This window comes from Brenneria corticis (assembly GCF_003115855.1).
In the GTDB taxonomy this organism is placed as follows: Bacteria; Pseudomonadota; Gammaproteobacteria; order Enterobacterales; family Enterobacteriaceae; genus Brenneria; species Brenneria corticis.
The window spans coordinates 316,846-329,593 of the sequence record NZ_KZ819074.1 but is presented as its reverse complement, the minus strand read 5'-3'; the positions used below and the strand labels follow the sequence as shown (position 1 = coordinate 329,593).

At 51.4% G+C, this 12,748-nt stretch carries 10 protein-coding genes, 1 tRNA gene and 1 pseudogene; 5 read left to right on the top strand and 7 right to left on the bottom strand.

What is annotated here, in order from left to right:
- Positions 1-152: 152 nt before the first annotated feature.
- The 5 genes from DDT56_RS06650 to DDT56_RS06630 form a co-directional block, all read right to left on the bottom strand.
- On the bottom strand, positions 153-2,351 hold the full coding sequence (locus DDT56_RS06650) for a DEAD/DEAH box helicase (protein WP_136165679.1): 2,199 nt from the start codon (positions 2,349-2,351) through the stop codon (positions 153-155).
- Positions 2,348-3,664, bottom strand: coding sequence for an ATP-binding protein (locus DDT56_RS06645; protein ID WP_136165678.1), 1,317 nt, complete (start codon positions 3,662-3,664; stop codon positions 2,348-2,350). Before DDT56_RS06645 ends, DDT56_RS06650 begins: the two co-directional genes overlap by 4 nt.
- A 3-nt stretch (positions 3,665-3,667) precedes the next feature.
- Positions 3,668-5,995: a tellurite resistance TerB family protein gene (locus tag DDT56_RS06640; protein ID WP_136165677.1), complete on the bottom strand. Its 2,328-nt coding sequence runs from the start codon at positions 5,993-5,995 to the stop codon at positions 3,668-3,670.
- Between the two features lie 179 nt (positions 5,996-6,174).
- Positions 6,175-7,242 carry a nucleotidyl transferase AbiEii/AbiGii toxin family protein gene (locus DDT56_RS06635; protein WP_136165676.1) on the bottom strand — a complete coding sequence of 356 codons (1,068 nt, stop codon included), beginning with the start codon at positions 7,240-7,242 and terminating at the stop codon, positions 6,175-6,177.
- The gene (locus tag DDT56_RS06630) at positions 7,242-7,859 is read right to left on the bottom strand and encodes a DUF6088 family protein (protein WP_136165675.1); all 618 of its coding nucleotides are present in this window, start codon (positions 7,857-7,859) and stop codon (positions 7,242-7,244) included. Before DDT56_RS06630 ends, DDT56_RS06635 begins: the two co-directional genes overlap by 1 nt.
- Before the next feature lie 267 nt (positions 7,860-8,126).
- Between DDT56_RS06630 and DDT56_RS06625 the strand changes: the two genes are divergently transcribed.
- The 5 genes from DDT56_RS06625 to DDT56_RS06610 all read left to right on the top strand — a co-directional run bounded on the left by DDT56_RS06625 (position 8,127) and on the right by DDT56_RS06610 (position 10,908).
- The gene (locus DDT56_RS06625) at positions 8,127-8,324 is read left to right on the top strand and encodes an ATP-binding protein (RefSeq protein WP_407061969.1); all 198 of its coding nucleotides are present in this window, start codon (positions 8,127-8,129) and stop codon (positions 8,322-8,324) included.
- Between the two features lie 261 nt (positions 8,325-8,585).
- Positions 8,586-9,047 carry a hypothetical protein gene (locus tag DDT56_RS06620; RefSeq protein WP_136165697.1) on the top strand — a complete coding sequence of 154 codons (462 nt, stop codon included), beginning with the start codon at positions 8,586-8,588 and terminating at the stop codon, positions 9,045-9,047.
- Positions 9,044-9,268, top strand: coding sequence for a helix-turn-helix domain-containing protein (locus DDT56_RS06615; RefSeq protein WP_136165674.1), 225 nt, complete (start codon positions 9,044-9,046; stop codon positions 9,266-9,268). Before DDT56_RS06620 ends, DDT56_RS06615 begins: the two co-directional genes overlap by 4 nt.
- Before the next feature lie 213 nt (positions 9,269-9,481).
- The gene (locus DDT56_RS24370; protein WP_168197586.1) at positions 9,482-9,685 is read left to right on the top strand and encodes a hypothetical protein; all 204 of its coding nucleotides are present in this window, start codon (positions 9,482-9,484) and stop codon (positions 9,683-9,685) included.
- A 350-nt stretch (positions 9,686-10,035) separates the two neighbouring features.
- On the top strand, positions 10,036-10,908 hold the full coding sequence (locus tag DDT56_RS06610) for an integrase domain-containing protein (protein ID WP_136165696.1): 873 nt from the start codon (positions 10,036-10,038) through the stop codon (positions 10,906-10,908).
- 251 nt (positions 10,909-11,159) lie between these two features.
- On the opposite strand, the pseudogene DDT56_RS06605 reads toward DDT56_RS06610, so the two are convergent.
- Together DDT56_RS06605 and DDT56_RS06600 are read right to left on the bottom strand one after the other, a co-directional pair.
- Positions 11,160-12,418, bottom strand: a pseudogene (locus DDT56_RS06605) (tyrosine-type recombinase/integrase).
- A gap of 163 nt (positions 12,419-12,581) precedes the next feature.
- Positions 12,582-12,657 (bottom strand) — tRNA-Phe (locus DDT56_RS06600).
- Between the last annotated feature and the right edge of the window lie 91 nt (positions 12,658-12,748).

Here is a 12,748-nt window from a genome sequence, read left to right as displayed (position 1 = left end):
CACCTGTATAAATAACCGGTAACTGTCAGATCAGGTCTGAGCTAATACAATTTAGACGCTCATGGCTGACCAGTTCGGAAAAGTGCTGACGCACAAGGGTTAGCAGCTTACAATCTTCCTCAATAGTCCAGTTCTTTCTCATTTTCTTCCCCTTAATGTAAATGCCCCCGCAGCCACTCCGTAACGCGTTCAACATTAAAAGCGCGTAACCCATACTCCTGCGTCAGTAATCCTTCCGGTAAATACTCATCATATTTTTCGAGGCACTTTTCAGCGATGCTTTCGGCGAGACGAGATTCGGATGGCAAACCTTCCTGAAGCGCGCAGGCTAACGCTTGTTTAATCTCTGTGACCGTGGTTTTTTCCACTTCAACCACACCAGCAAATGAGCCCGCCTTGAAACCGCGCTGGATAAGTAATGCCGACAGCGTGTTTACGGTTTGATCGCCCTGCCAGGGAAGAATGTAGACATGCTGCCCCTGCTGAATAAAGCATTCAGAAGCCAGATTATTGTTGCGAAAACAGTGTAGCCCTTCATCAAACAGGCTTCTGGCGGTGGAGTCGGTAAAATCGGCCTTGCGATCGCCAATGGTGATGCGGTAGTCACCTTCCTGATAAATGGTGAGCATTTCCTGGCGGACGACATCATGAATGGACATCCCTTGCCCGCCAAATAAAGGTGGCTGCCCGCCTTTTGTCGCCTCGACGTAAATAACTTTTTTATCGCTATCGATATCGATCACTTTCCAGCGTCGTCCGCCGAAAATAATATGTTGGTCAGGCATCAGTGGAGAATCAACGGGGATAGAGCCCAATGTTTTGCTCCCCGCCACAATACGAAACTCTTCCGGCGTGCTGAACACGGCGTAGAAGGTGTATTGATTAACCTGACGCTCACCTTCCACGCCCAGTACCAGTTCGCCGCTTGATAGCTGAGTCAGAAACTGGAGTTCTCCCATATGCATCAACAACGTTTTGAAATCATCGATTCTGACTTTCTGAAATGGCCCTTGTTGACATAGCTGCGACCAGAGCTGATCCGCACGTACGCCTCCCCACTGTGCAATGATCGCCAGGATCTGATGGAACAGGGTGGAATAGTGCATCTGCCGGGTATCGGCAGGCTCAAACCATTTGCTGCCGATAAGTAAGCGGATCATAGCCAGCGACTGAACAAGCTGGAGCCTGAGCTGATCGACAATGCCCGACGTTGGCGTCAGTTCATGTTCGGCAATCAGCATTCTCAGTACGGCAGGAGAGTCGCGCCTGCCGGAACGTCCCATTCGTTGGCGCAGACTGGCAACGGAATGGGGGGGGGTAACCTGCACGACAGAACTGACTTTGCCGATGTCGATACCCAGTTCCAGCGTCATCGTACAGATCGCAGTGGTAGGTAAGTTGCCTTTCTGAAGCCGCTGTTCCAGCGTTTCACGTAGATCTCTGGACAGCGAGCCGTGATGGGGGAAGAACTCGTTGGGAACGATGTTCATTTCACTAAGATCGCTAAGCGTAGCGGCAATGCTTTCGGTCCGCTTGCGACTATTAGCGAACACCAGATGGGAGTCACCGCGACAGAAGCGAAAGATATCATGGCAGATTTGCGTCTCTGCCGACAGTGGGGGTTGCTGGCTCGAGGTGGCCAGCGGTTCCAGATAACCTTTTACCTGCACTTTTAATGTAGCGTGAGTTTGACTGTCGGTAATAATGTCGCAGGGCAGACGTTGATTTGGCCGCAGAGATAAAGGTACCTGTTCCAGTTCTCCCAGCGTTGCACTTAGTGCGACCCTGGGTACTGGATTGTTGATTCTTCCCAGGAGGTGATCGACCCGGTTTAACAGAGAAAGAAGCTGCATACCCCGCTCAGAACCGATGAAGGCATGGAATTCATCAATGGCGATATAAGCCAGTGGAGTGAAAGCCTGCTTTAACCATCCCGCGTTGCGGATCAGCATTGCTTCCAGTGATTCCGGGGTGATAAGCAAAATACCGGCAGGATTTTTCTTCGCTTTTAGTTTTTTGCTCTGCGCAACATCTCCGTGCCAGGGCGTGATCGGCATTTCCAACGCATCTCCGAGGCTTTCCAGCCGTCGATATTGATCGTTAATCAGGGCCTTAAGCGGGCTAATGTATAAAATACCAAAGCCTCCCTGAACATCCGCGATAGCAGAACAGGCGGGCAGGAAAAAAGCTTCAGTTTTACCAGCGGCAGTAGCGGCGCTGATCAATACATCCCGATCGCCCGCTAATATCGGTGGAATGGCTTTTTTTTGCAGTTCCCTGAGGTCTGCCCATCCCTGCTGGTATATCCACTTCCGAATGCATGGATCCAGCCGCTGGTATTCATTCATCATAATCTGAAATCGGTCAGTCCGTCCTCATCGGCATCCTCTGGCGAACTAATCTCATCCATATCGCTGGGTTTTTCCTCTGCGATAGCGACACCGGTAATCAACTGTGACCATTCAATGGACGGGTTTTGTTCCAGCACGGCGAGCATATCCAGAAATGCTTTAATCGTGTTCCGTGGCGTACGGAAATAGGCATCGCCGATGGTATTGCTACAGTGGCGTAAGAATGCCGTCAACGCATCATCAGGAACCAGATAGTTATCTACATCGCCGCCGGAATAAACGTGACGAAGGTTTTTCAACAGGATGTAGAGCTCTTCCGGCGTCAAGCTGGCTAAATGCAAGGAAGGGGATGAGTAATCAATCACCCCTGCTCGCTGAGCAAAGCTGTTTTCCGCCAGCCGTGACTGGAGCGCTTCGTAGCTATATAACCCTTTACGCGGATCGAACAGGAACTCCGGCGTGCCGCCGAGTAAAAAGCCGATATATTCAGCCGTTCCTTGTAGACAGTCATTCAGAATACGCAGTATCTGTTCATAATTAGCAACCCGGGCCTGCGTATTACTAAGCTTATACAGATTGACCATTTCATCCAGATTCACCAACAGACCGGCATACCCGGCGTGACGGACAAACAGACTCATCAGCTTTAACGAATCGTAGAAAGATGCATCAGAGATAATTGTGCGCACACCCAGATCGTTACGTGCGTCGGTTTTCGTCGTGTATTCACCTCTCAGCCAACGGATAGCATTCGATTTTAGCGTCTCATTATCCTGCTCATGGCCCTGCCAGTAACATTCAATGACTTTGGCGAAATCATAACCGCCAACCATATCGGATAGGGCTGCGAGCTTTTGGTGAATAATTGCCGGAACCGGTGTGTTTGTCGTTTCTGCTTCTTTTCTGGCTTCTGTAATAAAGCGCTCAACCACGCTTAATAAAGCATTACCATCTGGCTTATTTCGGGTAGATAGATTTTTCATCAGCTCAGAATAGAGGTTTCGCGCCTGTCCGCCGGTCGCGTGGATACGGCGATCCGGGGATAAATCCGCGCTGACCGTTACCAGCTTTTTCTCTAACGCAATCGAACGCACAACGCTTAAAAAGAACGTCTTACCTGAACCGTATTCCCCGATAATCAGACGGAATCCCGCGCCTCCATCGGTGATGCGCTCAATATCCTGATACAGTGCTTTTATCTCGTTGACCCGGCCAACCTGAATATGCTGAATACCGATTTTAGGCGTAACGCCTGACTTTAGTGATTGAATAATGGCGTCTCTTTCTTTGAGACGAATGCGAATGCCAGACATAAGTTATCCTTTGAGTTCTTGTGCTATTTCTAGGTCAACGTAAATATCACCGTCATCATCAAGTACCGGGGCATCAACCTGTTCATAAGACCAGTCATTAATCGCCTCAATCGCGCCGCTCACCATCAAATTAAGCGACTGACATAGCTCAGCGACTTCGTTTCGCGCCCAGCGTTCTTTTTCCAGCAAACGCAGGTAGAGCTGGTGATGTGCTTCATCGAGACCCGTGCCAGTATGTGACGGGATCTCTGCTGGCGGTTCGTTTGCGGGTTCATCTTCGGCAAAGATGGTGCTCAGCAACTGACGTACGTCCGTTGTGTCGGACTCGTGACGGGCAAGGGTCCGTTCATCAAGAGAAAACGTGCCGCTCGTCTCTGATGTGGTTTGTAACCTAGCTGTCGAGGTTGTTTCTGCGGTTGACAGGCGGTGGATATCGCTGGTGACGGTACTGCTGTCCAGACCGAGGCTGGCGTAAATTTTTTCCAGTTGCTTAATTTCAGCCGGATCGATTTTTCCATCTGCACAGGCGACGTTAATAATAACGTTGCCAATAGTGGACTTTTCTTTATTGCTGAGTTGCTCGATTTTGCCTTTCAGACCGGCCTGACTTGCAGGCGTATTGAGTCGCCAGGTAAGGTAGGCGTGCAGCGAGCGTTTTTCAGTCGGCGACAACGTGTCGTTATGATCAATCGTTCTCTCCAGTGCAGCCTGTTCAGCGACGTCCACACGCTTGTCCATTTGTGCAATCATTGCGCCCAACCGAAGCGCCACGGAGACTGACGTAAATTCCGCAGATGGTATGTAGAATTCAGCGTGCCCTTCGGGAAATAAAACAAGATTACCTTCTGGCTCTGGCCTGACAAGGTGATAGCGCATATCCGGTGCAATGCCGTAGCCTGCTCGCTTGGCGAAATTTTGCATCAGCTCGGCTTCTTTTTTATTGATCTTATCTGGCACAGGCATATCCAGTCTGGCCCAGAAACCAGCAACTGTTGCCAGCCCTGAATTCTCACGGATCCTCTCATCTGCCCAGTGTTTAAATTCAGCGAACATGTGTTCTGCATCTTCGGTCAGGATTTCATCGGGGAGAAGCATGATGGCGGCGACATCGCTTCCTGATGCATCTTTTTTACCGAGATAGCGGCTATAGGCATCCAGAGCGTTGATGCAGGATTCTGCAATGGGGATCAATTTCTGAATCGGTGCTTTTAAAACGCTTGGATCGGGGAGGTCCATCTGTTTTTTGACTTGGATCTCCCGGAGCGTACCGCTGGCTGGTGTATAGCTTAAATGCAACCGTGTTTTATTGGCTTTGACGACAATACCGTCACCATATTTTTGTGTATAGCGCTGTTTGAATAACGCAGAAAATTCAGAATGACATCGACGGGCAGGCGTGCGCAGTGTGTAGTCAGGAAAATAGTGTAGCCATGCCAGTGCCAGATCGGCGGAAACAGGTTGTCCTTTATCAACCGTAGTAGACAGATTAAGTCTGAACAGTAATGAACTCCTCGACGAGAAATATTCGTTTTCACTGTTTATCGAAAGGAGCGTTGGTCTGAGAATAATCATCATTTCCAGCAACTGTGTTGCATAATGCCGGAAGGAACCGCTCGCCTGAAACACGGTTCTCAGGCGGGATATTTCTTCAAATAACGCTTTGAATTCATTGTCAGAAATAGCTTCTTGTGTGCCATCTGCCAGTATGCGGCGCTCAAGACCGTAAAAATAGATAAAAACATAACCAACAGGACTGCTTGCATCGCTGCGGTCGCTTGCCAGCCAGTCAAGATAGGCGCCGCGACAGCGAGGAGAGAGAGTGGCAAAGCTGGGCCAGTATCCCAGCGACCCATCCTGATAATGTCGTGAAATATACTCGATGGGTAAAGCATCATTAACCAGAGAAGCGTCGGAACCATCGTTATAAAGATAGCCATATTCTCCTGATGAATATGTTTTTAACTGTCCGCCGAAATAAAAATTACCGTGATTAATGACGACATTTTGAATTGTAACGCTTTCTCCCGGTTTGACCCATCGCGCTGGCGTGATATTGCGCCGGGCTGCGGTTTCTCGTGACTGTTCGCGGCTGGTGCTGTATTCAACGGTCTGCCCATTAACGAAAGTAAAGGTTGCCAGTTCGTCATCATCGGATGCCTGAGAATGCATACTTGCTACGCTATTGGTTGGCTTATTGAGAGATTTTTGTCGTGACGTATTATTTATTGGGCTGATGTTTTTGCTGTTTATTCTGGGGGGCGGCGACTTTTTCTTTTTGGAAAACAGAAACCAGATAACAGCCAGTGCAATAACAAATATCCAGAAGCCCATTCCGTGCCCTTAATCGCTGATGACGCTTCCCGGCATTATTCTACCATCGGCAAAGGCGGCAAGCATAAAACTGGAAGATAGATCGTAAAATCATAGCGCGACTGGGCTGGAGTACAAGCATAAAAAACGCATTATTCAGCAGGATTATGCCATACGGCAGGGGAACTGAAGATGAGAGGTTACGTCCGCGAATCTCGCATAAAATAATTGATTTCATCCTGAACATGGCGAAGACGGTTAGCAATTTCAGCAAATCCATCAGGTTGACGAAAAAACATCCCACCTTCAACAGCCGTCTGGTGATCCCCTAAGATTGCTGCGAACCGTTTAGCGTCATCAGGCACCAGAAGCAATTTTCCGACAGTGACCTGAGTAAAATCAACGCCCGGAACAAACCAGCGGCGTTGCTTCATCTCAACCACATCATGCATTGCCTCCAGCGTTTCATACGGACTGGCGAAATCATTACGCAGCAGACAATCCACATCGTACCAGTGGCGCGCCAGCCGCTCCGGGTTTGGTGCTCTGGTTTGCGTACAGAACTGGTGCAGCGCCGTTAGTTTTTCCCAAAGAATATAACCGGTGTCATAAGCATTTACGGTCGCGGTGGGTAGCTGAAGTGCATCCATTCCTACAATCGCGGACAGGTAGCTCACTACAGGCATCAGATCGGTTGGTTTACCACGATTTCGCCCGCCAAATTCCAGCAGAATATGATCGCGTTGATAAGCCATACTATCTTCCTTCACCCGTGGAAAATAGATATCTACTTTTTCACCGCCGCTGTCGGGTTCTATTTCTGCTTCAAGGCCCGGAATTTCATAAACCTGAAGGCGTTGATTTAGCCGTTCTACCAGAGCTCTTGTCCATTCTGTTAAGCGAGCTTGCTGCTGCTCTCTGAACCGACGATTTTGGCTGTTATTCCGCGTGCTTTGCTCCCAAGCCTGTTGTTCTTCCTCTTCTGAGTGACCCGCCAGATCTGCCCAGTGAACAGAAAGATCGATATCTTCAGAAAAGCGCTCGATCACGTTCCAGCATTTGCTTAACGCCGTTCCGCCTTTAAACGCGACAGATAAACCACCCAGCAGATCCTTATTAAAAAGCAGCCGAAGGATCTCCGTTACCCAGAGATCCTTTTCCAGAAAGCTGGCTCCCAGCCCGGAGGGATGCTGCTGTGCAGCGTAAGAGAGGATTTCCTGAAGCTCGCGGCGTTGTGATGCGCTCCGATAATAATCGAAAATGTTCATCAGAGCGCCTTTTGCAGCGTCATAAGCTGCAAGCGCCACGCATGAAGCGCAGGCTCATTCATTAATTTTCCGGCAATCTGTCGCGCTTTAGCGGACGGGATGCTCAGCCGATGGAAAGCATTCTTCAGCGTTTCCGGGAGGGTATGTTCCTGATTCAGACTCAGCAAACCGCGCATCAACTCTCCTTCAGGCCGGTTCAGCCAACGTAACCGGCTTGCTGATTTATGCTGGATCCGTACTAACTCATTGCCGACACGGAATTCTCGCGTAGGACCGTTGGACCAGTAGATGCGTTTAACCGGAGCCTGCGTTTGCAGCCCCAACCGGTAAGCGGCTTCCAGTCCCTGAAGGGCGATTTTGTAGCCGCGTTCTTTTGCCCATGCTGCGGCAACATCATTGGCGCTGGCAACAACCTTAACAGAGGGGATGTTCCTCAACGGTTTCGGCCGTGAGTAGAAACCGCGCTCAACCCGGACCAGCAGACCTTCTTTTACCAGACGACTCATTGCCTGTTGCACCGACGCACGGCTTCCCAGCGAATAAAATCCGCTGATGGAAAATGGTACACCACGCTTCATGCGGTGTACCCGCTGGCGGGCCAGGGCGGCAACGGACATTTATTATCCTGTACTGACGTTTTAATTTATATGTGAATTTATCATACTCCTTGTATAACATGGAATACAAGGATGATGATGTCAGTAGCTATTATAATATGATTATAATTTTTGAATGTATCGGGCAGCAACTGTCAGCCAATCGGCTTGTTGTAGGGCATAGGGCATAGGGCATAGGGCATACCTCAAGTAAGTGATTCGGGTGACTGAGCGTAGCCAACGCACCTGCAGCTTGAAGTATGACGGGTACAGCATGACTATCTCTCTATCCACGGCGCTCGCAGCTACCAGGGCGAAAAACCAGTAGAGTTTGATTTGAGGAAGTATGTCACTCTTATCTATGGACAAAACGGCTCAGGTAAGTCGACAGTTTCCGGGTATTTTTATAAACATGGCAGATCAGATTATGGTCAATGTGGTTTGCAACCTCCGCTGGATGTAAAATTTCTTGCTGTCAATTATTGATCGCGATATCTTTTACCCGTACCTGCAAAATCAGGTGCCGGGATTGGAACCCCGATGAACCTCACTGGCGACGAGACGCCAACGCGTCTTTTTTTATGTCGCGCGTTTAGCTACACCCTAATTATGGTGGGCTGGGCGGGGGCACCGCAAGGTGCGCCGGTTTCAGTGAGGCCGGTAGTTCCAACCCCGTTCAGTCCACCACCCTGAGATTGGAACCTCTGGTGGTGGTTATAAGTTAACTTCTCACTGGAGGCTGCCATTATGGCTACAACCCTCAACCAGACTCACCCGTTACTTACCGTTCCTTTCAGCGCCGCCACGGATTTCACCGTACTGGCCGATCATTGTGAAAAGTGCGCAGATACTCAGGCGGAAAGCTACGATCTGGCGCTGAAGATGGCTCTCTGCGGTCGGCTTGCCGCCGGTCTTGCGCTGCTGAAACCGGGCCTGCGCGATCCTATCCCGCCTCACCTGATAGACAGCCTGACCGTTGATACCTTGCCCACAAACTCTCCTCGTTTTACCCCTGATGCGGATACGCTTTGCGATTACTGTTTTACCCTGACTCAGCTTCTGCTTTGCCGGATGTTTCCGCCACAAGCGGAAGAACAATTGCGCTGGCTCTTAGCGGAACTGGTTGATTACTTTGCTGCTGAACTGAAAGCCCCGCGCTGGATACGTACAGCGGATGGTGTGAAATGTATTAATGAGGAGGCGGTATGAATCAACAGGACTGGCATCCCGCCGATATTATTGCGGCGCTGAAAAAGCGGGGAACGTGGCTGGCGGCGGTTTCGCGTAACGCAGGGCTGGCTTCTTCCACGCTGGCGAATGCGCTGACAAAACACTGGCCCAAGGGAGAACGGCTGATTGCGGCGGAAGCATTGGGTGTTGCGCCTGCGGAAATCTGGCCTTCCCGTTACCGCAAGCCAGAGGAGCACTAAAGTAAAACAATCTCTCCCGTCCCGTTATCGGCGAACGCGGATAACAGGGCGGGAGAAAGCAAGCGAAGCGTGGCAGCTTGTCATTCATAAAGTGACTAAAAAATCAACGAACAACTCTATAAAAGCAAAAAACAGTTTTCCCTTTCTGTCTTGTTGCCACGGGTGTAAGTTTTCGCCTGCACAAAATGCTTCACGGCCTGAGAGAAGCGCCTGATGAATCAGGATGGTCATCCCTTACCGGCGGCTACCTTTGCAAACCGCCGGGCCATCCTACCGATGGTTAAGGTCATCCTTCACTCTCTGCTCCAATCTATAAACGGCGTGACGGGCTGCGGTCAGCCTTTGCTGCCGCGTGACAGCAATGCTGCACCAGAATTAAATTTTCAATCACTGCGCCAGTCCAGTGCGTCACTTTAACCGCGCTAAGCGGGAAAGTGACGCACCAACGCCTTTTGACTGCACCAGAGAATTCAACTGCGCCAACGCATGGCGGGATTCTGACACCGTGATTCCACCCACTTTCACTCACAGGAGAACTTGAACCGATACCGGAGGGGGATCAGGACGATCCGGGGGATAACCCGCGCAAGCGGGCGGCTGCTCAGAGAGCACAACCGAAGCCCCGCAATACCTCAACGGCTGCCGCCCCGGCGCTCAGGTATCGTTCGCAGCCCGACCCATCATTCAGGGCTATCGGCCTACGCGCCGGGGAAAAGTTGTATCAGATTTTGGAGTTGCGGCAATCATGAAAGGGGAAAATGCAAAAAATGAGTTTTCTGGAGCAGCAAATGAAAACGCTGGCGCGGCAGGCGGGCGGCAGCCATAAAACCGTTCACGACCGTATTAGGCTGGCGCAGCGCTTTTGTGGCCGTCTGGTGGTGGCGCAAAATATGCAGATCCGGCGGGTGGAGCAACTGAAAGCCCGACATATTGAGAATTACATTCGTGGGCGGCAGGAACAGGGCATAACGAAACGTAGCCTGCAAAACGAAATGGCGGCGATCCGCTGTCTGCTGAAGCAAGCAGGGCGTGATCGGTTAGCAGCCAGTGAACGGCTGTCCAATAAATCTCTCGGCTTATCCGGCGCATCCCGTAATGGTACTCGGCAGGCTATAACGGCGGAGCATTATCAGCAGGTGCTGGAAACCGCTCGCGCAAAAGACGCGGGAATAGCGGCGGCGTTGGAACTATCAAGGTTGATGGGATTGCGCTCTCAGGAAGCAGTGCAGTGTGCGCAATCGCTTAGGACATGGAAACAGGCGCTGGATCGCGGTGAATCCCGGCTGACCGTGGTGTTTGGCACTAAAGGCGGGCGGTCTCGCGAGACGGTGATTTTGGACGCTGGCGCAGTCAGAAAAGCGCTGGAAAATGCGCTGGCTGTGGCGGAACAACGCAACAGCAGGCTGCTTGATAAGCCCGACCTGAAAAGCGCGATGAAATATTGGCACGGTCAGGCGTCGCGTATCGGCTTGACCGGCGCATATTCCCCGCATTCACTGCGCTACGCCTGGGCGCAGGATGCCATCCGCTATTATCTGACGCAGGGGTTCAGTGAAAAAGAGGCGCTGGCGCTGACGGCGATGGATCTGGGCCACGGCGATGGGCGCGGGCGTTATGTGGCGCAGGTTTATGGGCGTTGAAACGATGGATAATTCTTGTATCTGGTGCAGCGAAAGGGAAAAGGCCTAAAGGGTAAAGGAAAGCTAAGGGTAACAGCGCCAAACCGGAAAGGGCCAAAGGGCTAAAAAAGCCGTGATTGGCGCTGTTCTATGTTCGTTCGACGGGGAATCTGGTGCAGTCCTGCGATTTTCCGGCGTCAGTGAACTGGTGCAAATAAAAAGCAGATCCACTGGCGCAAAGATCTGCTTTTCGGCGTCAATCAGTCATGGGCTTAGGCAACCTGAATATGTCTCTCAAAACGGTAAGCCGGTATGAGTTTCTGCCGACAGGCGTCGAGATAGTCCGACCACCATTGCATCATCTGTGTGCGTTCGTCGAGGTGCTCCGCCTTGTGGATATAGGCAGCGCGAACGTGGTTACGCTCTTGATGGCTCATCTGCGCTCCACTGCATCTTTTGACCAGCGGCCTGATTCAATCAACGCGCTACAGGCCATCGTGCGGAAACCATGACCGCAAACGTCCACCTGCGTGTCATAGTCCATCGTGCGCAGCGCCTTGTTGATGGTGTTTTCGCTCATCGGTTTGCGCGAGTCGTGGTCGCCGGGAAACAGCAACTCACTGCTACCGGACAGCAGTTTTAGCTGCTTCAGCACTGTTACCGCCTGCGTTGACAACGGCACCAGATGTGGCGTTTTCATCTTCGCGCCGCGCTCTGAATAACGCACGCCCGAAATGGGCTCCCGCTGCGCGGGGATGGTCCACATTGCGTTATCCAGATCGATCTCCGTCCAGCGGGCAAAACGTAACTCACTGGAGCGAATAAAGATCAGCAGATTAAGCTGCACTGCCAGCCGGGTTAATAATCTGCCGGAATAGCCTTCGATCCGTTCCAGAATCTCCGGCAGTTTTTCCAGCGGCAGGGCGGGGTAGTGGTTTTTGGGCGGCGGCGCAATGGCTCCGGCCAGATCGTTGGCGGGGTTGCTGGCAATCAGTCCCTCCTGCACTGCATAGCGTATGATCGCCGTGGTGCGCTGCTGTATTCGTGCGGCGGTTTCCAGATTGCCTTTTCTCTCCGCCACCCGCAGCGGGATTAGCAGATCGGCCGTTTTCAGGTCGGTAACGGGGAATTTACCGATCAGCGGAAAGACGTGCAGTTCCAGCGAGCGCAGGGCTTTGGCGGCATGGGCTTCAGTCCAACGGATATTACCCGCCACCCACTTGCGGGCGATCTCTTCAAAGGTATTGCCGTTTTTTCTCGCCTGCTTGTCCTGCTGTTTTTTTACGCCGGGATCGGCACCTGCACTGAGTACCGCACGGGCTTCCTCGCGTAGCTTACGGGCATTTGCCAGCGTGACGGTGGGATAAGCGCCAAACGCCAGCTTTTTCTCCTTTCCGCCGAAGCGGTACTTAAGATGCCAGAGCTTGGAACCGTTAGGTTTGATCAGCAGGTATAAGCCCTGCGCGTCGCTGAGTTTGTAAGGTTTATCGAGTGGCTTGGCGTTGCGGATGGCGGTATCAGTCAGAGGCATGGTGGGGGCTCCATAGTTTATCGAACCGGCAGGCCCCCAATTAAGCCCCCAAAAACTACGGATGTCAAAAAATCTGGCAGTACCCATTGGTACTCCAGATTCTTTTTAACTTACTGATTTTTTAACGTTTCCGGACGCATAAGGACATCCTGAAACTAAATTTTGGTGCCCGGACTCGGAATCGAACCAAGGACACGAGGATTTTCAATCCTCTGCTCTACCGACTGAGCTATCCGGGCAACGGGGCGCATTAAACCGTATTGCCTGCGCGTCGTCAACGGGTTTGTGAGTGAAAGAGCGGAAAACCCGACTGACTGCCGACTTTTCAGC